At 53.4% G+C, this 21,999-nt stretch carries 17 protein-coding genes and 1 riboswitch; of the genes, 13 read left to right on the plus strand and 4 right to left on the minus strand.

Features of this window, described 5'->3' with window-relative positions:
• Positions 1 to 120 precede the first annotated feature (120 nt).
• Complete coding sequence (locus J2T14_RS14640) at positions 121 to 1,317, plus strand: aminotransferase-like domain-containing protein (protein WP_307471849.1); 1,197 nt, start codon at positions 121 to 123, stop codon at positions 1,315 to 1,317.
• On the opposite strand, the gene J2T14_RS14645 is transcribed toward J2T14_RS14640, so the two are convergent.
• Positions 1,314 to 2,066: a DUF2161 family putative PD-(D/E)XK-type phosphodiesterase gene (locus J2T14_RS14645; RefSeq protein ID WP_307471851.1), complete on the minus strand. Its 753-nt coding sequence runs from the start codon at positions 2,064 to 2,066 to the stop codon at positions 1,314 to 1,316. The genes J2T14_RS14640 and J2T14_RS14645 overlap by 4 nt on opposite strands.
• Before the next feature lie 245 nt (positions 2,067 to 2,311).
• On the opposite strand from J2T14_RS14645, the gene J2T14_RS14650 reads away from it, so the two are divergent.
• The 6 genes from J2T14_RS14650 to J2T14_RS14675 all read left to right on the plus strand — a co-directional run bounded on the left by J2T14_RS14650 (position 2,312) and on the right by J2T14_RS14675 (position 9,483).
• Positions 2,312 to 4,207, plus strand: coding sequence for a PrkA family serine protein kinase (locus tag J2T14_RS14650; protein WP_307207035.1), 1,896 nt, complete (start codon positions 2,312 to 2,314; stop codon positions 4,205 to 4,207).
• Positions 4,208 to 4,472: 265 nt separating this feature from the next.
• A complete protein-coding gene (locus J2T14_RS14655) occupies positions 4,473 to 5,177 on the plus strand; it encodes a methyl-accepting chemotaxis protein (protein WP_307471974.1) in 705 nt (234 codons plus the stop codon).
• A gap of 263 nt (positions 5,178 to 5,440) precedes the next feature.
• Positions 5,441 to 6,898: a circularly permuted type 2 ATP-grasp protein gene (locus J2T14_RS14660; protein WP_307207039.1), complete on the plus strand. Its 1,458-nt coding sequence runs from the start codon at positions 5,441 to 5,443 to the stop codon at positions 6,896 to 6,898.
• An 18-nt stretch (positions 6,899 to 6,916) separates the two neighbouring features.
• Complete coding sequence (locus J2T14_RS14665; RefSeq protein ID WP_307471853.1) at positions 6,917 to 7,912, plus strand: alpha-E domain-containing protein; 996 nt, start codon at positions 6,917 to 6,919, stop codon at positions 7,910 to 7,912.
• Positions 7,909 to 8,799 (plus strand): transglutaminase family protein, encoded by an 891-nt coding sequence (locus J2T14_RS14670; RefSeq protein WP_307207043.1) that lies wholly within the window; start codon positions 7,909 to 7,911, stop codon positions 8,797 to 8,799. Before J2T14_RS14665 ends, J2T14_RS14670 begins: the two co-directional genes overlap by 4 nt.
• A 156-nt stretch (positions 8,800 to 8,955) precedes the next feature.
• Positions 8,956 to 9,483: a YhcN/YlaJ family sporulation lipoprotein gene (locus tag J2T14_RS14675; RefSeq protein WP_307471856.1), complete on the plus strand. Its 528-nt coding sequence runs from the start codon at positions 8,956 to 8,958 to the stop codon at positions 9,481 to 9,483.
• A gap of 116 nt (positions 9,484 to 9,599) precedes the next feature.
• On the opposite strand, the gene J2T14_RS14680 is transcribed toward J2T14_RS14675, so the two are convergent.
• A complete protein-coding gene (locus J2T14_RS14680) occupies positions 9,600 to 10,934 on the minus strand; it encodes an APC family permease (RefSeq protein ID WP_307471858.1) in 1,335 nt (444 codons plus the stop codon).
• Positions 10,935 to 11,200: 266 nt separating this feature from the next.
• Positions 11,201 to 11,309: riboswitch (guanidine-I (ykkC/yxkD leader) on the plus strand.
• Between the two features lie 106 nt (positions 11,310 to 11,415).
• On the opposite strand from J2T14_RS14680, the gene J2T14_RS14685 reads away from it, so the two are divergent.
• The 6 genes from J2T14_RS14685 (at position 11,416) to J2T14_RS14710 (ending at position 20,430) form a co-directional block, all read left to right on the plus strand.
• Positions 11,416 to 12,138: an urea amidolyase associated protein UAAP1 gene (locus J2T14_RS14685; protein ID WP_307207046.1), complete on the plus strand. Its 723-nt coding sequence runs from the start codon at positions 11,416 to 11,418 to the stop codon at positions 12,136 to 12,138.
• A gap of 1 nt (position 12,139) precedes the next feature.
• Positions 12,140 to 12,811 (plus strand): urea amidolyase associated protein UAAP2, encoded by a 672-nt coding sequence (locus J2T14_RS14690; RefSeq protein ID WP_307471861.1) that lies wholly within the window; start codon positions 12,140 to 12,142, stop codon positions 12,809 to 12,811.
• Positions 12,804 to 16,418, plus strand: a complete 3,615-nt coding sequence (gene uca / locus J2T14_RS14695) for an urea carboxylase (RefSeq protein WP_307471862.1) — start codon at positions 12,804 to 12,806, stop codon at positions 16,416 to 16,418. The genes J2T14_RS14690 and uca overlap by 8 nt, the downstream gene beginning before the upstream one ends.
• Positions 16,415 to 18,166, plus strand: coding sequence for an allophanate hydrolase (locus tag J2T14_RS14700; RefSeq protein WP_307471864.1), 1,752 nt, complete (start codon positions 16,415 to 16,417; stop codon positions 18,164 to 18,166). Before uca ends, J2T14_RS14700 begins: the two co-directional genes overlap by 4 nt.
• 509 nt (positions 18,167 to 18,675) lie before the next feature.
• Positions 18,676 to 19,341, plus strand: coding sequence for an HAD family hydrolase (locus tag J2T14_RS14705; RefSeq protein WP_307471866.1), 666 nt, complete (start codon positions 18,676 to 18,678; stop codon positions 19,339 to 19,341).
• A 36-nt stretch (positions 19,342 to 19,377) separates the two neighbouring features.
• Positions 19,378 to 20,430: a YfiT family bacillithiol transferase gene (locus tag J2T14_RS14710; RefSeq protein ID WP_307471868.1), complete on the plus strand. Its 1,053-nt coding sequence runs from the start codon at positions 19,378 to 19,380 to the stop codon at positions 20,428 to 20,430.
• Between the two features lie 26 nt (positions 20,431 to 20,456).
• On the opposite strand, the gene J2T14_RS14715 is transcribed toward J2T14_RS14710, so the two are convergent.
• Both J2T14_RS14715 and J2T14_RS14720 read right to left on the minus strand, forming a co-directional pair.
• Positions 20,457 to 20,936: a CBO0543 family protein gene (locus J2T14_RS14715; protein WP_307207056.1), complete on the minus strand. Its 480-nt coding sequence runs from the start codon at positions 20,934 to 20,936 to the stop codon at positions 20,457 to 20,459.
• Positions 20,937 to 21,049: 113 nt separating this feature from the next.
• Positions 21,050 to 21,904: a manganese catalase family protein gene (locus J2T14_RS14720; protein ID WP_307471871.1), complete on the minus strand. Its 855-nt coding sequence runs from the start codon at positions 21,902 to 21,904 to the stop codon at positions 21,050 to 21,052.
• Positions 21,905 to 21,999: the final 95 nt, after the last annotated feature.

A 21,999-nucleotide genomic window follows, 5' to 3' on the forward strand; every position in this document is an offset into this window, starting at 1 on the left:
ATTGGCTTCTTATATTATAACCAACGAACGGGAAAAAGAAAACTTTAAAAGTTGTGAACACATTGTTAACATAAGAGTAGATCATGAAAACAGGTTATGACCACAAGGAGGGCAATACGGATGGAATATCGTTTCTCATCACGGGTGTCGCAGCTTAAGTCTTCGGCGGTTCGAGATATATTGAAGCTTACGCAAGGAACGGACATGATTTCATTCGCGGGGGGGCTTCCTGCCGAGGAGCTATTCCCGGTAGAGGCAGTGAGCGAAGCTGCGCAGCGCGTATTCCGTGCAGGAGCAGGCGCGCTGCAATACAGCTTGACGGAAGGCTACTTGCCGCTGCGCGAGCAGCTATGCCGCAGAATGGCCGATAAAAACATGTTCGTTAATCCCGACCAAATGTTAATGACGACGGGCTCGCAGCAAGCGATCGACCTGCTTGTCGAAGTGTTGACCGAGCCTGGCGATACGGTATTGGTAGAGAAGCCGACCTACTTAGCCTGTCTGCAAGTATTCGCGCTGCATGGGCTTAAGGTCGTGTCCGTCGACAGCGACGAGCATGGCATGATCCCGGAGTCGGCGGAGCGTCTTATTGCGCTGCACCGGCCGAAGCTGCTGTATGCCGTTCCGACCTTCGGCAATCCGACGGGCAACGTGTGGAGCGTGGAGCGCAGGAAGAAGCTGCTTGCCCTCTGTCAGTCGAACGGCATTCCGATCATTGAAGACGATCCGTACGGCGATATTTCCTTCGATGGGAATGAGCCGATTCCGACGCTGTTCGCTCTTGAGGGCAAAGCCGAGAAAGGCACGGTCATCTACACGAGCACGTTCTCGAAGACGGTCGCTCCGGCCTTGAGGACGGGATGGGCGATCGGAGACAGCAAGGTCATTCGAATGATGGCGGTTGCGAAGCAAGCAGCCGATATTCAGTCGAGCTCGCTGGATCAGCAAATATTGAGCCAACTGCTTGGCTTCTTCGATCTGGATGCGCATATTAAGCTGATTTCGGATTCGTATGGGGAGCGGATGCTGGAGATGCACCGCCTGCTCGAACAAGCATCGTTGCCGGATGTGACCTGGTCGAAGCCGCGAGGCGGCATGTTCATGTGGTTGAAGCTGCCGGAGGGGCTCGACGCGGAAGCGCTGCTTAAAGCGGCTGTTCGCAAAGGGGTTGCGTTCGTGCCCGGCAGCTCGTTCTACGCGGACAATCCGCAGCGCAATACGGCCCGGTTGAACTTCACTCATAACAAGGGGACACGCACCGAGCAGGGCGTGGCGCGCCTTGTGGAAGCGATCGGCGAATTCACCGCCCGGAGCTAGAGCTTGCGTCCGCCGGCCTGGGAAGCATCGGCGGCAGTTGCCGCAGCGGACCATTCGGCAATGACTTCGCGGTATTGCTCCAGCGCTGCGACGCCTTCGGGGCGGAGCTTGTACTTGCCGCGACCGATACGCTCGAACCAGCCGTAATAGTTATGCCGCAGCGTTTCGCCGCTGCGGCTATTGCCCGTTATCGCCGCGACCTCCCGCGGCGCCAGCTCGCCCGACTCGCGCAGCGCCCAGGCGCAGCGAAGCGCCTTCTCGCGATAGGCGGTGACGAGCTTGCGGCCGGTACTGCCGCCAACGTTGTAGTCGCCGCTGCGCTCGCGGAATTCCTGCAGCAGCCGCGCCTGCTTACGGCGACGGATGCCGCGCTGCGGGGGTTCCCCCGGCTCGCATAACATTTCAATGACGGCCGGCTTAGTTTTGTAGAAGGTGACGGTCATAAGCCCGATGCCAAGCATCCGGCATAGCTCCGTCAAGTCGCCGTACCGCTGGTTATGCGCGCCGCTTTTCTTGCGATTGCGCTCGACGGCCAATACGACTTGGCCATTCAAGCGCAGACGTTCAACGCCTTGCAGCAGCAGGGCGAGATTGAACGTTTTTTTCATTTCTACAATAATAGGCTCTTCATGCTCGGGATGAATCGCAACGAGATCGCAATGAAGTACTTCGCTCTTCACCTCGTAACCCAAACGTTCGTAATATTGTTTAATAGGCTTGTACAGTTCTTCCTCCCGCTTGACGGCCATGTTATAGTTCCCCTTCCGTATTTCCCGCACTATTCTTCCTCTCTAGCCCCATTATAGCAAAGGATAACGCGGACTTGTCGTTTTTTGCTGGATGGAGGACGAAAATAGTGGTCAATTTCCTACACAGATAAGCATAGAAATGTAATACTTCAATTTACAAGTTATCCACGAGGAAGAGCGTCTAGCAACTAATCCCTGGCGGAGAAGGAATAGCGGAATGCGTAAGCGATGGGAGGAGGCACGGAATGGACATTTTCAAGCGTATAGCGGAATATCAGGCTGAGAGCGAGAAGCTGGCATGGATGGGACAATTCAAGGAGTATATTGAGCTGCTGAAGAAGGATCAGTCCCCGGCCATGACCGCACATGCACGCGTTTATGAAATGATCGAATCTTACGGGGTTGAAGAGGTGAACGGGCACAAGAAGTATAAGTTTTTCGAGCAGGAAATATTCGGCCTGGACCGCTCCGTGGAGAAGCTGGTTGAAGAGTATTTTCATTCGTCCGCCCGCAGGCTGGACGTTCGCAAACGGATATTGCTGCTTATGGGTCCGGTCAGCGGAGGCAAATCGACGATCGTGACGATGCTCAAGAAGGGGTTGGAGAAGTTCTCCCGCACAGACAAGGGAGCGGTCTACGCCATCAAGGGCTGCCCGATGCACGAGGATCCGCTGCATCTCATTCCGCATGAGCTAAGGCCCGAGATCGAGAAGGAGCTAGGCGTACGCATTGAAGGCAACCTGTGTCCTTCTTGCCAAATGAGGCTGAACACCGAGTACGGCGGCAACATCGAAAGCGTGCTTGTCGAGCGAGTATTCATCTCCGAGGATAATCGCGTCGGCATCGGCACATTCAGTCCTTCCGATCCGAAGTCGCAGGATATTGCCGACTTGACGGGCAGCATCGACTTCTCGACGATTACGGAATACGGCTCGGAGTCCGATCCGCGCGCCTACCGGTTCGACGGCGAGCTTAACAAAGCCAATCGCGGACTGATGGAGTTCCAGGAAATGCTCAAGTGCGACGAGAAGTTTCTGTGGAATCTGCTCTCGCTGACCCAGGAGGGCAACTTCAAAGCGGGAAGGTTCGCCCTGATCAGCGCGGATGAGCTCATCATTGCCCATACGAACGAATCCGAGTATAAGTCGTTCATCAGCAATAAGAAGAACGAGGCGCTGCAGTCAAGGATGATCGTTATGCCGATTCCTTATAACCTCAAGGTGTCGGAGGAAGAGAAAATATATACGAAACTGATCGCGCAAAGCGATATGAGGCATATTCATATTGCTCCTCATGCTCTGCGGGCGGCGGCTATATTCTCCATACTTACAAGATTGAAGGAAACGAAGAAGCAAGGAATGGACCTTGTGAAGAAGATGCGCATGTATGACGGCGAAGAGGTCGAAGGCTTCAAGGAAGCAGATCTGAAGGAAATGCAAAGCGAGTACATCGAAGAGGGCATGACGGGCATCGATCCGCGTTATGTCATCAACCGCATCTCCAGCGCGCTTATCAAGCAGGATATGCAGTGCATCAATGCGCTGGATGTGCTGCGGGCGCTTAAGGACGGCCTCGATCAGCATCCTTCGATTACGAAGGAGGAGCGCGAGCGTTATCTCAACTTTATCTCCGTAGCGCGCAAGGAATATGACCTGCTTGCCAAAAAAGAAATTCAGAAGGCGTTCGTCTACTCGTACGAGGAGTCGGCGCGCACCTTGTTCGAGAACTACTTGGACAATATCGAATCGTATTGCAACTGGGCGAAAATCAAGGATCCGCTAACCGGCGAAGAGATGGATCCGGATGAGCGGCTCATGCGTTCGATCGAGGAGCAGATCGGCGTGTCGGAAAATGCCAAAAAGGCGTTCCGTGAAGAAATACTGATCCGCATATCGTCCTATTCGCGCAAAGGGAAAAAATTCGACTTTACGAGCCACGAGCGTCTGCGCGAAGCTGTCGAGAAGAAGCTGTTCGCCGATCTGAAGGACATCGTGAAGATTACGACGTCGACGAAGACGCCGGACGAATTGCAATTGAAGCGCATTAACGAAGTCACGAAGCGGCTCATGGACGAACACGGCTATTGCCCGGTATGCTCGAATGAACTGTTGCGTTATGTAGGAAGCTTGCTTAACCGCTAGTGCTAAGCGCGAAGAGGACTGATTGGGGCTTGCGCGCCTTGCCTGGAGAAGCTGACGGATATTATGCCCGTCGGCTTCTTTTCAGGTTAAGATGTTCTCAGCCGGAACGTCCGCTTCCACAAATCCGTCAATAAAAAAAGTTAAAATTTTATAATATAACGTATCTTTTCCAATATAATAGGTGATAGTGAATTACTATACGCCGAAGGCGTGATCGACCAGCCGTTTTGATAATAGAATAAGGATCGGGGCGGTCCATTCCAGAATCGGCCTTTCGACCGATTGGTATCTCGGTACATATATGACGTATTTGGACATCGCTACGCTCGTGTTCAAGCGCGTTCTGCCTGATGGGTGGCAGCATGTCGTCTATTCGCTTACGAAGATGTTCAATTTGGATTCGCAATTCGTGCTTGAGGCGTATCATGGCTTCGAGCAACAGAAGGTTCAGGAGCTAGCCGACTCTCGCGCTGCCATGCTGAGCACCGTTACGGGTGCCGTTCAGGAGCTGGCTTCGCTTATGGTCGAGTTGGACGAGGGTGCGCAATCTATTGCCGCAACCGCCGTTTCGACTTCGCAATCTCAGGATAAGACGCATACACTGTTAGGAGAACTTCGAGAAGAGCTTGACGGCATCAACGAGATGGGCACGCTCATCCGCGGCTTGTCGGATCAGACGCATTTGCTGGGGTTGAATGCAGCGATAGAAGCGGCAAGAGCCGGCGAACAAGGGCGGGGTTTCGAGGTTGTCGCGAACGAGGTCAGGAAGCTGGCCGCATCGTCCAGGGGCGCGCTTGAGGGCATTCAGGCGAAGCTGGAAGAGATCGAGAAGAAGCTCTCCGCCGTTCGTTCCGAGTCGGAGCTGACATTGGTGGAAGCGCGCAACCAAGCAGCCCGCTCGCAAGAGCTTGCCTCCTTCGTGCAGATGGTTGATAAGGTTACGAAAGATTTGCAGCAGTTGAATTCCTGATTTCCTAATGGATATGACAAATCGGACTTCTATCTTTATACGCAGCTTAGAACAAGCAGGAATTCTCTCGCATAGAGGGTTCCTGCTTTTATGTTAAGGAAGTTGACACAATTTTCAGATTTTAGTATGATAATCCTAACATTAAAACACTTAAGTCGGATAATTGTTAAGTTTTATAACATATATCTCACTCGTGTGGACGTAATGTTTCATGCTGCAAGCACTAATCGTGTGCTGCGCTCATCATGGAGGAGGCGGTTGTCATGTCGACGGCCAAACAGTCGCAATCGAATTATTACGATTCGCAAGCATTTTATGATGAAATGTTCGACAAGGACTTATCGGTGCGTCCTCACTATGACAATGTTCATCGCTTATTCGGCAGAATGAAGCAGGCGGAGCTTACGGTCCGTCAAAATGCGATCAACCAGCGGATGCTGGAGGAAGGCATTACCTTCACGCTTTATAGCGGTGGGCAGAGCGAGCCGCTCGAACGGACGATTCCATTCGATTACATTCCGCGCGTCATACCGAAGCACGAATGGGAAGCGGTCGACCGCGGGGTCAAGCAGCGCATACGCGCTCTTAACGCATTCTGCCATGATGTGTATCATGGACAACGTATTGTTGCGGATGGCATCATCCCCCGGCGGATGATCGTATCCAATACGTATTTCCGTCCGGAAATGGCTGGTCTACATGTTCCCGGAGGTGTATATATTACAGCATCGGGCATTGATTTGATTCGAGACGAGAAGGGGCGATACTTCGTTCTGGAGGACAACTTGCGCTCGCCATCCGGCTTCTCCTACCTGTTCAAGGGCAGGACGCTTATGAGTGAATTATTCCACGATTTGTACTTGTCCTGTTCGGTGCAAAGCATCGATCGAAGCTTGAATTGCTTCTTAAGCTCGCTTCGCGCGCTTTCCCCGAACGGCAAACGCGACCCTCTTATCGTACTGCTCACGCCAGGCGCTTATAACTCCGCGTATTATGAACACACCTTCCTTGCGCAGCAAATGGGCATACACCTCGTCGAAGGAAGAGACCTCGTATACAAGGATCACAAAATTTATTTGCGCGACCTGCGCGGTCTTCGCCAAGTCGACGTGATCTACCGCCGCATCGATGACGATTTCCTTGATCCGCTTGCTTTCCAACCTGACTCTCTTCTTGGCGTGCCGGGACTTATGAACGCTTATCGCGCAGGCAATGTCGCCATTGCCAACGCCCCGGGAACGGGTGTTGCGGATGATAAGGCGGTATACGCCTATGTGCCGGATATGATTCGTTACTACTTGGGCGAAGAACCGATTCTGCATAACGTGCCGACCTATATTCTGTCCCGCAAAGAAGAAAGGGATTACGTCCTCGATCATCTGGATCAGCTCGTCGTGAAGGAAACGTCGCTTTCCGGCGGATACGGCATGCTGATCGGGCCAAGCGCCACTCAGAAGGAAATTCAGCAGTTCGCCGAGGCGATCAAGCAAGAGCCGAATCGTTACATCGCACAGACGACGATGAAGCTGTCGCGCGCCCCCGTTATGCTTGACGGGCAGATGACGCCGCGCCATATCGATCTTCGTGCGTTCGCGCTGATGGGGGATGAGCCGCATGTTATTCCCGGCGGACTGACTCGCGTCGCCATGAAGGAAGGCTCGCTCGTCGTCAACTCCTCACAGGGGGGCGGCGTGAAAGATACGTGGGTGCTTAATCGATAATAGAACGGAGGGAAAGCCATGCTGAATCGGAACGCGGAGGCTTTGTTTTGGATCGGGAGATACATGGAGCGGGCGGAGAATCATGCTAGATTGATCGATGTTCATTATCATCTGCAGGTCGAGGACGAATCGGTCGATGACGTCGGGGAAACGGGCGCCGAAGCCGCGGGGCCCGTATCGAAATGGGCAAGAATCGTCGACGCGCTAGGAAGCCGTGAAGCTTACGAGCAGCAGTATGGCTCCTATAACGAACGCGATGTGATCCACTATACGACGCTTGACCGCGACAACGCGAACTCGCTAGTCTCCTGTGTCAGCCATGCCCGCGGCAATCTTCGAACGCTGCGCGAGAAAGTGGCGAGCGAGTTGTGGGATGCGGCGAACGCATTTTATCTATGGCTAAGAGAGAAACAGCCGGATGATCTGCTTCGTGAATCGCCGCATCTGTTCTTCGGCCGAATTAAGGAATGGACGGCTCTATTCCAAGGAGTTGGACAGTCGGTCATGCCGCGGGAGAACGAATGGCATTTCATCGAATGCGGCCGCTATCTCGAGCGCGCGGAGAATACGCTTCGCATTATTAAAGCGGTTGGCAATGCTGCAAGCGGCGAAGGGTGGAATGCATTGAGCGCCTATCCATACTTGCAGGCGGTTCTTCGTTCCGTGAGCGGCTATCAGGCTTTCCGCCGTTATTATGCGGATGGAATCGCCGTGGAATCGATCGTCGAATTCGTTATTTTGAACCAAGCTTTCCCGCGTTCCGTTCACTTCGCTCTCCATTCGCTCGACGATCATATGCGGCGTATCGAGCTGCAGGATAAGCAGCTTCGCAGCGCTCATGAGCGGGTGATCCGTCAAGTCGGCAAGGTGAAAGCGGACCTTGCTTGTCTGGAGCATGACGACATGGCTTTCGATCGGGGCGGACTTATCGTTGCGCATTTGCTTGACTCCTGCCAGCAGCTCGGAGGCTTGTTTGCCAAAACCTTTTTTCGAATGGGGGAAGCAAGCGCATGAAGCTGAACATCTCGCATGTTACGCAATACGAATATGCCGATCCGGTGACGGACAGTGTCAATGAAATTAGGCTGACGCCGAGTACGAATGAACGGCAATCCTGCTATCAGCAGCAAATCTCCATCGAGCCGAACGCCTCGTTGTTCAGCTTCGAGGATTATTTCGGCAATCGCGTTCACGCATTCTCGGTTAACGGTCCTCATAAACGACTAACGATCCGCACGTCGATGACGGTTGTGACGAAGCAAGCTCCGACTGCGGAGGAGCGGGCTTTATACTTGAGCAAGCGGCCATCGGCGCAGGCTTGGGAATGGCTGCGCACCGAGGAAGCCGCCAACCGCTTCACCGAGTTTCTGCTGCCGACGGGATACACGTCGAACACGATCGAAGTGGAAGAGTTCGCCGCAGCGCTTACCGCGTCCGAAGAAGACCAAGGGATTAGCGTGCTGGACTGGCTTGCCGCATTGTCCTCGAAGATTCGGACGGAGTTCATCTATGATCCCGAAGCGACGAACGTCAAGACGAGGACAAGCGAAATGTTCGAGCGCAAGCGCGGCGTATGCCAAGACTTCGCACATCTGATGATTGCTTGCAGCAGATCGCTGGGCGTACCGGCGCGTTACGTAAGCGGTTATCACTTCGTAGGCGATTTGCAAGGCGGAAGCGCGGACTTCGAGCAGGCGTCTCATGCTTGGGTCGAGGCATTCGTGCCGGGTCTAGGCTGGTGCAGCTTCGATCCGACGAACGCCGATCCTGTAGGCGAGCGTTACGTAAAGCTAGGCCATGGCCGCGACTATAAGGATATTGTGCCTGTGAAGGGCGTATACCGGGGGACTGGCGAGCAGATCCTGCATGTAATGGTCGACGTTCGCAAAATGGATGAATAACGAAATTATCTAAGTAGCGGAGTGGAAGAACAGTTGCGAGGCCGAATGGAGGCCGAGTGGCTGTTTTTTGTTCGTCTGCGCGCTTTACGCCAAGGCCTATGAATAAATATCCGCCTATGGCAAATGTTATGAACAGGTAAATAGGAGGTGAACAACATGAGTAGACCTTGGAGACTCATCTTGATGTCTATGTTCGTTCTATCGTTAGGGCTCGCGCTGGTCGGCTGTGCAAATGCGAATACGGTCAGGCAAAACGTGAAACCGACCGAAGAAGGGGCGCGCCGTCTTGGAGCAAGGGCGGCGCGGGACGATCGTAACGACGTGGCTGGCAAGACGGCGAATATGAACGATACGGAAGCGAAAGCTTCCCAGCTGGCGGAGCGTGCGGAGCTAGTTAAGAATGTGAAGGCTGCGAACGTCCAGTTATACGGCGATGATGCCCTTGTAGGGATCGAGGTTGAAAATGCGGGCAACCGCGGAATCATCGAGAAGCAGGTGTATTCAGCCCTTAGAATTCAATACCCAGCCTATAGGCTGCACATTACTTCCGATCAAGACTTGCGTAACCGCATTAAGGTGCTTGGAGCGGAAGCGGCGTCTAAGGACGGCACGATGAGGTCGATGTCCAGCGACATGTCGGCCTTGATCAAAGCGATCGATAAGAGCTTCCACAATCGCAAGTAGAGGGTAGGTATAAGATGATGGTGGAAGCCCTGAAATAAAGCAAGTGCAAAAACAACCGGAGAGATGCTTATCTCGACGGTTGTTTTTTTGGTTAGAAGAAGGCATGCAGGAGACCGTTACACGACGTTTTCAAGGTCCGCTATGGCCGTGTTCTGATCCGTTTTTGCGAATCGTCTGACTGCGTAATAGAGGAGGCCGAGCGCGAGCCATCCCGAGCCGAGAAGCAGCGATGCCGAATCTAGCAAAGCAATGAGATAGAAGACGAATGCCGCTCCGATCAACGGGAATAGCAGTCGCAGAATTAAGTCTCTCGGCCCCCGTTGCTTGCCTCTGACGATGTAGTGGAAGATGACGGATAGGTTAACAAACAGGAATGCGGTTAAAGCGCCAAAGCTGACGAATTTGATAGCAATTTCAAGACTGATAAACAACGAGCCGAGCGTAATGATGCTGACGAGCACGATATTGAATACAGGCGTACGGTATTTCGGATGGACGGAGCCGAAGCTGCTTTTCGGGAGCAATGACGTTCTGCCCATAACGAAGAGCAGTCTCGATACGGTGGTCATTGAAGACATGCCTTGGGACAGGACGGAGAAGATAATAACGAAGGTGAAAACAGCGGCGAGCGCGGCGCCGCCAATCGTTTGCATCAGCTCGAAGCCGGCTGCATCCACGTTGCTGAACGAAAACTTCGGGTACATTTGTTGAATCAAATAGGCGGTAGCGAAATACATGATGCCGGCAAGAAGGACGATAATCATAATGGCGCGCGGGATTGTCTTCTTGGGGTCCTTCGTCTCTTCGGCCATCGTCGTAATGGAATCGAATCCGAGGAAGGAGAAGCATACGAGAGAAGCGCCTGCAAGCAGCGTCGAGAGGGAAACGCCATCGTTCGCAGGAAGCGGGTTAAAGCCAGCCGTTATGCCGTTCTTCATCGCCTGATAGACAAGCAACGCGCAGAAGCCCGCGATGAATATTGCTTGCAGCACAACGAATACTTTATTGACGTTGGCCGAGGTCTTGATGCCGATGATGTTAATAATCATCACGACAAAGGTCAGCAGGATGATCCAGACGAAAGTCGGAACGGAAGGGAATTGGGCGTTCAGATTAATGCCGAACATGAGTGCCGCGATAATGCAGGAGAATAAATAATCGAGCAAGATCGCCCATCCGACGACAAAACCCAAGAAAGGATTCATCGACTTCGCCACGTACGTGTACGCCGAACCGGATACGGGGAACGCCTTCGCCATTTGGCCGTAGCTGGCAGCGGTGAACATAATGGCGATGAACGCAAGCACGTAAGCACCTAATAGCATGCCGCCCGAGCCTTCGTGCAGGACGCCGAAGCTGGTGAAGAAAATCATTGGCGACATCCAGGCTAGCCCCATCGTAACGACGTGGGATAAAGATAAGTTCCGTTTTAACTCTGCAGGTTGTTGCATCTGTTCATCCTCCTTTTTTTTGCTCCAAGCCAATCCATTATTTTGTCTGCGTCATGTTTCCTCACATTGTTGCAGGTAATTTTCAAAAAAACAAGAGGGTAATTTCCGAACAATCCGAGACAAAAGCACTGCAAAGTACGGTCAAATCCAAGCGCATCAACGGTTTGACCCCTTTTTTGAGCGATTCAAAAATATTTTTGCAAAATGCGGTTGTCAAGTTGGATAACTAATGTTAGAATATATGACATAAGATTTCTAATTGCATATGGAAAGTTTTCTAGGGTTCCGAATCGCTTGTCGCGATTGACTGGTCCGAGAGAAGACGCATCGATCTTAAAGGATCGATGTACACGGCGGGAAAAAAGCCCGGGAGAATGAATCAAAAGAGTTTCTTTTGATATTCTCCCGGGCTTTTTTCCTTTTTTTTATACCTTTTGCTTGCGATATCGGTTTTTGACTAAAACCTTTAGGGGGAATTGAAATGAAAGCATCCTTTACTACCACGATCGAGCCAGGCGGCAAATGGTCAGCCTATGTGAGCAAGGGCAATTCAATCCGCATGACGGCATCGGGGGACAGAGCCAATCTTGCTTGTCTGCTCTTCCATGCGCATCAGCCATCCGAACGATACAACATGCCCGATACGCTGAAGGCGCAGCATACGGCTCTATTAACCGCAGGCCATGTGCTGATGAGCGACCAAGGAAGGGTACTTGCTTCGATTACGGAAGATACGGTCGGCTGGCATGATACGTTGTCCGGTTATACGACCCGCGAGAGCATAGATGCGAAGTACGGTGTAACGCGGTACCAGAGCGAGAGAAACGATTGGCTGCGAAACGCCGAACAAAACTTGAAGGTCGAGCTGTTCCGGCATAACTTGACGGTCAGGGATTTTACAACGCCGATCAACTTCTTCTCGAAGATCGTCTGCGAACTGGATGGCGCGATGAGATATCAGGGGCAGGATACCGCGGGGAAATCGGTGACGCTTCGAACGGAAATGGATCTGCTCGTCGTGTTGTCCAATACGCCTAATCCAATGGATCCCGGAAGTCTGTATCCGGAAGCTGCGGTAGAGCTGGTCATAACCGATGCGGCGCCGATCGGCGAAGACGACCTATGCTTGAATCACTGCGGCGAGAACAGACGTGCTTTCGAAAATACTTGGAACGCTCACGCGTTGATGAAAGGGGCTTACTAACATGAGCGCAAGCAGGCTAACGATTTGCGGCGAACGGAACATAGCAAATGCGATTTACGAGAAAACGATTCCTGCGGGCGAAGGCTGGATGTACGATCTGCTCGAAGGCCAAGTGCTCCGCATCGTCGATGTTGAAGGCAACCAAGCGGTAGATACGCTGTTCTACTCGTCGGAAGATCCGGCCGATCGCTATAGCGCGATTCGTACGGTGACCAAGCAGCAAAATCTGTATTTGACGACGGGCTCTGTGCTAGTAGCCGAATCGGGGCGCGAGCTGCTCGAGATAACGGCGGACACTTGCGGACGCCATGATACGATCGGGGGCGCTTGCTCCGCGCAAAGCAACACGGTTCGTTACTCGCACGATACGCTTCCGATGCACAACTGCCGCGATACGTTCATGCTCATGTTATCCGGCCGGAGCGAATATACGAAGCAAGACCTTGCGCCGAACGTGAACTTCTTCATGAACGTACCGGTCACGCCCGAAGGCCGGCTAACGTTTGCCGACGGCGTATCCGGCCCTGGCCGATATGTCGAGCTGACGGCGCTTGCGCCGGTAACGGTGCTGATCAGCAACTGCCCGCAGCTCAACAATCCATGCAACGCTTACAATCCAACGCCGGCGCAGGTCATCATATGGGATGCGGAAGGAGGCGAAGGCCATGTTTAAAAAAGTACTGATCGCGAATCGCGGCGCTATCGCCGTTCGGATTATCCGCACGCTTCGAGGCCTAGGTATCGCATCGGTTGCCGTATATACGACAGCCGACCGTGACAGCTTGCATGTCGAGCAAGCGGATGAAGCGGTGCTGATCGGCGAAGGTCCCGCCAAGGAAAGCTATGTCAATGCCGAGCTGATCCTGAAGACAGCTGTTGACATTGGCGCGGATGCGGTTCATCCCGGTTACGGCTTTCTAAGCGAGAACGCATCGTTCGCCAGAGCATGCGCCGATCGCAGCATTACGTTCATCGGACCGACGCCGGAGCATATCGAGCTGTTCGGACTTAAGCATACGGCCCGTTCCATCGCCCAGAAGGCCGGCGTACCGTTGCTGCCGGGCACGGAGCTGATCTCCACGCTTGAGGAAGCGGCGGAGAATGCGGCTGTTATCGGCTACCCTGTCATGCTGAAGAGTACGGCGGGCGGCGGCGGCATCGGCATGCGGATATGCGGCGACGAAGTGTCGCTGCGCGAGGCATTCCATTCCGTTACGCGGCTTGCGCTTGCCAACTTTAACGACGGAGGCGTGTTTCTAGAGAAATATATCGCCCGCGCCCGTCACGTGGAGGTTCAAATTTTCGGCAATGGGCATGGGGAGGCGGTAGCTCTCGGCGAACGGGATTGCTCGGTGCAGCGCCGCAACCAGAAGATTATCGAGGAGACGCCTGCGCCGCTGCTTCCGGCATCCATTCGCGGCGACATGCAGGCAAGTGCCAGAAAGTTGGCTCTTGCGGCTGGCTACCGCAGCGCAGGTACGGTCGAATACTTGTACGATCCGGAGCAAGAGCGATATTACTTCCTCGAAGTAAATACCCGCTTGCAGGTTGAGCATGGCGTAACCGAGGAAGTGTTCGGCGTCGATCTTGTCGAGTGGATGGTGAAGGAGGCGGCGGGCGTTCTGACGAATCTATCGGGGCTCGTAACTGTGCCAGCGGGACATAGTCTGCAAGTTCGCCTTTACGCAGAGGACTGCATGCGCGACTTCCGTCCAAGCGACGGCATGATCGATCAAGTCATCTGGCCGCAGGAAACGCGCGTAGAGACGTGGATTCAGAAGGGCGTTACTGTAACGACGCTGTACGATCCGATGCTTGCGAAGATTATCGTTCATTCGCAGACGCGGGAGGGCGCGATCAATCGCATGCTGGAAGCGCTGAAGGAGCTTCGCGTATACGGCCTAACGACGAACCAGTCCTATATTGAAGCTTTCCTCGATACGGCATCATTCCGGGAAGGGCATGTATCTACGAATATGCTGCGGGCGTTCAACCCGAGCGAGCATGCGATCGAGGTGCTCGACGGCGGCGTGCAGACGACGGTGCAGGATTATCCGGGACGCGTCGGCTACTGGGACATCGGCGTTCCGCCGTCCGGTCCTATGGATCGTCTTTCGTTCCGCATCGGCAACCGCTTGCTCGGAAACGACGAGCAGGCTGCCGGCCTTGAGATGACGCTTCGCGGAGGCTCTTACCAGTTCCGGGACGCAATGACGTTCTGTCTGACGGGCGCGGATATGAGAGCGACGCTTAACGATGTTGCCGTTCCGCTATATACGCCGATGAAGGCGGAAGCGGGTTCGATCCTATCGCTGGGCGATGCAGCCAGTGGCATGCGGTCGTACTTGCTCGTAGCGGGCGGCTTCGATATGGCGATTACGCTCGGAAGCGCGGCAACGTTCACGCTTGGCGGCTTCGGCGGCCATTCCGGCAATGCGGTTCGTCCGGGCGCCGTTCTAAGAGTGCGCCAAGAGGCGGCAGCCGAGCCGCTTCCGGCACTCGCGGTCAGTTCGCGTCCGGCACTAGGCAAGGAATGGACGATAGGCGTTATTCCGGGTCCGCATTGCACAGAGGAGTATTTGTTGCCGGCCTACTTGGAACAATTGACGGGGACGGCATGGGAGGTTCATTTCAACAGCTCCAGAACGGGTGTCCGATTAATCGGTCCCGCTCCGCTATGGGCTCGCGAAGACGGCGGCGACGCCGGTCTTCATCCTTCCAATATTCACGATAATGCTTACGCGGTAGGGGCGCTTGATCTGACTGGCGATATGCCGATACTGCTTGGGCCCGACGGCCCGAGTCTCGGCGGCTTCGTCTGCCCGGTAACGACGGCTTCGGCCGAGCTGTGGAAGATCGGCCAGCTTCATCCCGGCGATACGGTTCGCTTCGTTCTTATTACAGTGGAGGAAGCCGAGCAGCTTCGCTTCGAGCAAGAGCAATATTTGAACGAGCTTGCGGTCAGTCCTGCTTTGCCTGCGATCCCGGCGCAGTCGAGCGGCGACTATATGCCGTTGATCGCTTATGAAGAGGAAGGGCACCGGTTCCCGGTAGCGGTCCGCTGCTCCGGCGACGAGAACCTGCTCATTGAATACGGAGACCGCGAATTGGATTTGTTGTACCGTTTCCAAGTGTATGTGTTGATGCAAGCAATTAAGGATAGCGGGGCGATTCCGTTCGTCGAGCTGACGCCGGGCATCCGTTCGTTGCAGATTCATCTCGATCCGTCCCGTATGAAAGTGAAGGAAGCTGCAGCCATCGTGCTGCAACTCGATCTTACCTTGCCGGCGCTTGATTCTATCGAAGTGCCATCGCGTATCGTGAAGCTGCCGCTTTCTTGGGACGATCCGGCGACGCAGCTAGCGATCGAGCGTTATCAGCAAAATGTCCGCCCTGACGCGCCATGGTGTCCGAGCAACCTCGAGTTCATCCGCCGAATGAACGGACTCGGCTCGTTGGAGGAAGTAGCCGAGGTCGTATATAACGCCTCGTATCTCGTTATGGGTCTCGGCGACGTCTATCTCGGTGCGCCGGTTGCCGTTCCGCTTGATCCCCGTCATCGTCTCGTGACGACGAAGTATAATCCGGCCCGTACCTGGACGCCGGAAAATGCGGTCGGCATCGGCGGCGCATACTTATGCGTGTACGGCATGGAGGGCCCGGGCGGTTATCAGTTCGTCGGTCGGACGGTGCAAATGTGGAATAAGCATCGCTCCACGGCTAACTTCGAGCAGGGAAAGCCTTGGCTGCTGCGCTTCTTCGATCAAATTCAGTTTTATCCGGTGTCGCAGGAGGAGCTGCTGCAGATGAGGGAAGACTTCCCGCGCGGCGAGTTCGTCGTCCAAGTCGAAGAAACGACGTTCAAGCTGGGCGATTATCTCGCGTGGCTCGGTACGATCCAAGAAGGAGCGTCGACTTTCCGTCATAAGCAGCAAGCCGCTTTCCAGCAGGAGCGCGCGTATTGGAAGGAGCTTGGCATCGCCGAGCATGTATCCGAGCCGGATACCGCCGCTTCGAGTGAAAAAGAAGCTTTGCCGGAAGGCAGCAAAGGCATTAATTGCTTAATGTCCGGCAGCGTATGGAAAGTACTCGTAGAGCCGGGTCAGACGGTTCGCAAAGGCGACGTTATATTAATAGAAGAAAGCATGAAAATGGAGTTCCCGCAATGCGCTCCTTCGGACGGCGTCATCGCCTCGATCTTCGTGAAATCGGGAGACCAAGTGCGCGCGGGCGATTGCATTGCGGCCATCTATCCGCAAGAGGAGGCTGTTCTCGTATGACATTCGAAGCTGTCCCATTCGAACTGACGATAGACGCGTTGCGGCAAGGATACAGGCTGAACTATTTTACGCCGGAGGATGTTATTGAAGCGATTATTCGGCGCTCGGAACGAGACCGGCAGATGAACATTTGGATTACGCCGCCATCGATGGAGCTAATCGCACCTTATATAGCGCAGCTTATACAGCTCGATCCGGCGACAAGTCCGCTCTGGGGCATTCCGTTCGCGGTGAAGGACAACATCGATGTCACTGGCTGGCCGACAACGGCTGCTTGTCCGGCCTATGAATATGCGCCGGAGGAGCATGCCGCCGTCGTGGAGCGGCTTGTCGCCGCGGGAGCGATTCCGATTGGCAAGGCGAACCTGGACCAGTTCGCAACGGGACTTGTCGGGACGCGGAGTCCATACGGCGACACGTTTAATGCGCTGCGGCCGGAGCTGATTAGCGGCGGCTCGAGCTCCGGCTCGGCCGTATCGGTAGCGCGGGGGCAGGCCGCCTTCGCGCTCGGTACGGACACGGCTGGCTCGGGACGAGTGCCAGCCGCACTGAACAGGCTTGTCGGCTACAAGCCTGCAGTTGGGGCATGGCCGGCCGCCGGCGTCGTGCCGGCTTGCCGAAGCATCGATTGCGTGACCGTGTTCACACGCAATCTTGCTGACGCGGAGGCGGTAGACGCCGCCGTCCGCGGCATACTTGCAAGCGATCCGTATTCCGCGGATCGCCCGCTCTCTCGCGCGGCGCAGCCGAAGACATGGCTGCTTCCGCAAGAGCCGCTTGCTTTCTATGGGCCATATGCTGCTGAATATGAGCAGGCGTGGCAGCGTGCGAAGCAAGCGATCATGGAGTCGGGCGTAGCGGTGAAGCAAGTCGATGTGACGCTGTTGCAAGAAGCAGCCGCGCTGCTGTACGAAGGACCGCTCGTAGCGGAGAGATGGGCCGATCTGAGCGACTTTGTGGAAGGCCATCCGGGCGAGACATTTCCGGTAACGGAGACGATCCTTCGCTCCGGCGGGAAGCCCGATTTTGATGCAGCTTCGTTATTCCGCGCGCAGCACCGTTTGCAGGAGATCAAGAGACTGACGAGGCAGTTGCTGCATGACGCCGTGCTTGTTATGCCGACTTGCGGAGGCACATGGACGCGTGAGCAAGTGAATGCCGATCCGATTGCAACGAACAGCAAGATGGGGCTGTACACGAACCACTGCAATCTGCTCGATCTAAGCGCGATTGCCGTTCCGGCCGGCGATGCTGCAGATCAGCTTCCGTTCGGCATTACTCTGTTCAGCTTGCCTGACGAAGAAGCGAACCTGACTACGGCGGCTGCGCGATTCATGCGCCAGCAAGACCGAATCACGGTAGCGGTATGCGGACTTCATATGCGCGGCTTCGCGCTTGAACCGCAGATGACGGGGCTCGGCGCCGCGTTCGTGAAGGAAGCGGCGACCGCGCCGAAGTATGAGCTGTACAAACTGCCGACTATGCCGGTTAAGCCGGGACTCGTTCGGGTGAAGGAGGGCAGCGTCGGCGCATCAATCGCAGTTGAGCTGTGGTCCATGTCGGTAGCGGCGTTCGGCGCTTTCACCGCCGTTATTCCGTCGCCGCTCGGCATCGGCAAAGTAGAGCTTAGCGACGGTACGGTCGTCTCCGGATTCGTATGCGAAGGCTATGCTGCAGATGACGCGACGATCATCACGGCAGCAGGCGGGTGGCGGGCTGCGATGACGGATAAAGCGCATATTACGTAATTGGATATGCTATACGGTAACGACGAATCTTATGGTAAAGTGTAAATTGTGAAAGTATGGAGTATGAAGTGTGAAGCATGGAGTATGAAGTAAGTCTGCACTTCCTTATTTGCCCCCATATCTCAGGCTTTTTGGGTAAAATAGCGTCACCTGCGTCCGTTAGAACGAATCAACAACGAATCGACACTCTCAATATTTAACATAAGCGCTCGGAGCGGGCAAAACAGCCGAAAGGTACTGCGAATATCCAACATAGCTCAAATCATGAAGAGGTTACGGAGTCGGCAACGACTCTAAGCCTCTTCTTTCCGTTTCAATAAATAGGAAAATGATATAATGGGAAGCAGAATAATTAAAAAAGATTCTTCTATTATAATGTACTTCAACAAGTCCGGCATGTATTACGTATCCGATGGCACAGATTAAGCTTTCAGGCGAAGTTTCATTCTTGGATCGGAAAGTCATTAAGCCGTAAGCTGGAGGTTTAAATCCGAAAGGGGCTGAAGCGGTTGCGAACGAAGGCGGTTATATTCGATTTATTCGAGACGTTGATTACCGAATTCGATAATGGCATGAGAGCATCGAAACGCAATTATAATTATATGGAGCTTCTGGGCTTATCCAATGAGCAGTTTAAGAAAGAGTGGGCGAGCAGGCAGCACAAGAGAATGACGGGCGAGTTCCCGCATTACCATTCGGTTATTGAAGATGTGATGAAGCAATGCGCGTTGGATTACAACGAAGAAGCCGTCGATTATTTGTATGCGGAGCGGGTGAAGGAGAAGCGATTCCCACTCGAACGGATTCGTCCTGATATCGTTGAGGTGTTGGAGCAAATACGGGCCAGCGGCATTAAGCTTGGACTCATTAGCAATTGCACGGAAGAGGAGGTTCATTACTGGCGAGCGAGCAGATTGGCCGCTTTCTTCGACGAAGTCATCTTCTCCTTCGAGGTTGGGTTAGCAAAGCCCGATGAGCGTATTTATCGGCTATGCAGCGAGAGGCTGGGAGTAAAGCCGGAACATACGATTTTCGTTGGAGACGGCGGTTCTAGCGAATTGGAAGGAGCAAGCAAGGCGGGCATGCGGCCGGTGCATGCTTATTGGTTCAATACCTATATTCAGAGTGAGTTCCGGAAGCTGAACGATCCGAAAGATCTGTTGACGTTGCTCTAACGACATGGTAATCCATGATGTGAGGAGGAGGAAGGGATGGAAGAAAGCGCGGTACTGCATGAGTTCAATTCCCGCAAAAGAAAGGGAACGCCTCTTGTGGTCATGATGTGCGGGGTGGCGGGCTCGGGCAAAACGACCTTTGCTCAAAAGCTGGAAAAGAGCGGTTTCGTTCGTCTGTCTATCGATGAACATATTTGGGCAACGAAAGGCCGATACGGAATCGACTACCCGATTGAGATGTACGAGCAGCTTAAGCTGGAATCCGAGCAAAAGCTGCGCAATCAAATGGTATCTTTAATTAAAGAAAAGCAAAGGGTGGTCGTGGACTTTAGCTTCTGGCAACGGCAGCGCAGGAACGAGTACAAGAAGCTCATCGAGGTTGCCGGCGGCGAGTGGGAGCTCGTCTATCTGAAGGTTCCTCCGGATGAATTGCGTGAGAGGCTGCGCATTAGAAGCGAGCGATTCGATGCTAACGCCGCTTTCACCATTACCGAGCAACTATTGACTTCCTTTCTGAACGGTTTCGAGACGCCTTCGGGCGAAGGCGAGATCGTGATCGAACAAATGCCGCCAAACCGGCTGCGATACCCAATCGGGAAGTTCGAGCCGGTAGTTGATGTCGCCGCAGAAATACGTGCCGGATTCGTCGAACAAATTCCCGATATAGTCGTATCGCTTAAGCGATTAACGGCGTCGCTTACTCCTGAACAGCTAGATAGGCCTTATCGGGAGGGAGGCTGGAGCATCAAGCAAATCGTGCACCATATGGCGGATAACGATATGAACGCGTACTTGAGATTCAAGCGGGCGTTAACCGAAGATGAGCCGCTCGGAAACTCCTATCGGGAGGATTTATTTGCCGAGTTAAGCGACTATAAGGATGTCCCTGTAGAGAACTCGATCGCCTTGCTGGAAATACTGCATAAGCGATTCCGCGTCCTGCTTCAAGGAATGAACGAGGAGGATTTTCACAGGAGGCTAGCGACGCAAGCGTTAGGAAGCATCACGCTCGATATTGCGCTGCAAAGATTCGTATGGCACAATCGCCATCATACCGCGCAAATCGCTGCAGCGACGAAGTTATCATGAAAATACGAGTCGTTTCTGACGAGCCCTCATTCCCCTTGTCGCTTCTTCGCTTTATCGAATAAATCGTATTTGTCCAGCAGCTTGTAATAGAGGAATATGAGCACCAGTGCCAGTGCGTAGGAAAGGAATGTCCATCCAATGTTCCAACCTTTGCCGTACTCTGCTTTACCAGTCATTAAGGCGATGAATTCGAGCACCGTATTGAATAAGCTGACACAGGCTATCTTAAGCCAAGCTCGGCGATTGCTTCTAATTATCCAATAAATCAAGTAGCTTGCCGTTATTGGATAGAGCCCGAGGTCCATGGGAAGCGCTGAAAGCGTCTCGTCATGATCGATCTTCGGCGTAAAATCCCAGAAGCCCAGATGATAACCGATGTCGTTAAAAAAGGCGGATACAATAGCGGCTATTGGATAAATCAAATAAAGAATAATAGGCGATTTCCTAATTAATAGGATACCGAAAATCCATGGGATGATAAATCCGATTACAATGTTTATGGTCATGTGGGCCTCTCACTTAATCGTTTTTACGAAAGTATTTCCAACTATCCGATTAAACATGTACCGCCCTTTACTTCAAACCGAAGCTGAGGGCGGTTTCTTATTGTGAACCTTCGCTACCTCATCATATCGCTAAGTCCGGGACTATGTTCATTGGGCATTTCGGGCATTTGTGGAACGGGAAATCCATTAGGGGGATCTACTACCGATAATTGTCCGCTATTCCGGCTTGGGCTTTGTCCTTGGAATATTTCGCTGATCCGCGTTTGATCCAATCTGAAGTTGAATTGCATGTTGTGATAACCCAAATCGACGTATTTGCGGCATTCCGGGTATTTGTTAATATCGTAGTTCGGGATGGGGAACAGCGAGCCCCAGTTAACGCCGAGTACCTCGAGTGCTTTGGCAAAAGCGTTCTGATGGGCATTATCCCTTACAATCAGAAATCCGAGCGTTTCGCGGAACGTTTTGTTCGAGCTCATTTCATAAATTCTCGTTTTCTGCAAAACGCCTGTCGATTCGAGGATGACATTGTTCAGCATATCGCTAATCAAGTTTCCGTGGCTGTATACCCATGAGCCGTTCCAAGGGTTGCCGCCCGCATCGACCGGAAGCGAGCTCTGGGCACCCATGATAAAATGATGCGGATTGGCATGCTTGATCGCTTCGTCGAGTGGAGCGTTATCCGTTCCCGCATTCCCTGGCGTCGATAAGCCTGCCCCGTTCAACAGCTGGTTAATCGTATTTTGGACAAGCTCCACATGGGCGATTTCCTCGAGAAAAACACCTTTAAGCAAGTCTCTGAACTGCAAATCCTTGCCTCTGAAATTAGAGGACTGGAAAAAGTATTGCATCATCGTGCGCATCTCTCCGAATTGTCCGCCTAACGTTTCCTGAAGCACTTTGGCCGCTGCGGGATCGGGCTGATCCGGTTCGATAATGTTGATCAGTTCTTCCTTGTAATAATACATGGCCTGCATTCTCCTTATGCTCAAGATAACTTTAATTTCTGCAACGAAAAATGGTTTTATCCGCGATCATCAAGAATCATGTGATCGCCCCAAGG

This window comes from Paenibacillus harenae, from assembly GCF_030812415.1.
GTDB classification, from domain to species: domain Bacteria; phylum Bacillota; class Bacilli; order Paenibacillales; family Paenibacillaceae; genus Pristimantibacillus; species Pristimantibacillus harenae_A.

Coding starts and splice junctions, on each gene's coding strand:
- J2T14_RS14640 (WP_307471849.1), top strand. CDS start 121: ATGGAATATCGTTTCTCATCACGGGTGTCGCAGCTTAAGTCTTCGGCG.
- J2T14_RS14645 (WP_307471851.1), bottom strand. CDS start 2,066: ATGGCCGTCAAGCGGGAGGAAGAACTGTACAAGCCTATTAAACAATAT.
- J2T14_RS14650 (WP_307207035.1), top strand. CDS start 2,312: ATGGACATTTTCAAGCGTATAGCGGAATATCAGGCTGAGAGCGAGAAG.
- J2T14_RS14660 (WP_307207039.1), top strand. CDS start 5,441: ATGTCGACGGCCAAACAGTCGCAATCGAATTATTACGATTCGCAAGCA.
- J2T14_RS14665 (WP_307471853.1), top strand. CDS start 6,917: ATGCTGAATCGGAACGCGGAGGCTTTGTTTTGGATCGGGAGATACATG.
- J2T14_RS14670 (WP_307207043.1), top strand. CDS start 7,909: ATGAAGCTGAACATCTCGCATGTTACGCAATACGAATATGCCGATCCG.
- J2T14_RS14675 (WP_307471856.1), top strand. CDS start 8,956: ATGAGTAGACCTTGGAGACTCATCTTGATGTCTATGTTCGTTCTATCG.
- J2T14_RS14680 (WP_307471858.1), bottom strand. CDS start 10,934: ATGCAACAACCTGCAGAGTTAAAACGGAACTTATCTTTATCCCACGTC.
- J2T14_RS14685 (WP_307207046.1), top strand. CDS start 11,416: ATGAAAGCATCCTTTACTACCACGATCGAGCCAGGCGGCAAATGGTCA.
- J2T14_RS14690 (WP_307471861.1), top strand. CDS start 12,140: ATGAGCGCAAGCAGGCTAACGATTTGCGGCGAACGGAACATAGCAAAT.
- uca (WP_307471862.1), top strand. CDS start 12,804: ATGTTTAAAAAAGTACTGATCGCGAATCGCGGCGCTATCGCCGTTCGG.
- J2T14_RS14700 (WP_307471864.1), top strand. CDS start 16,415: ATGACATTCGAAGCTGTCCCATTCGAACTGACGATAGACGCGTTGCGG.
- J2T14_RS14710 (WP_307471868.1), top strand. CDS start 19,378: ATGGAAGAAAGCGCGGTACTGCATGAGTTCAATTCCCGCAAAAGAAAG.
- J2T14_RS14715 (WP_307207056.1), bottom strand. CDS start 20,936: ATGACCATAAACATTGTAATCGGATTTATCATCCCATGGATTTTCGGT.
- J2T14_RS14720 (WP_307471871.1), bottom strand. CDS start 21,904: ATGTATTATTACAAGGAAGAACTGATCAACATTATCGAACCGGATCAG.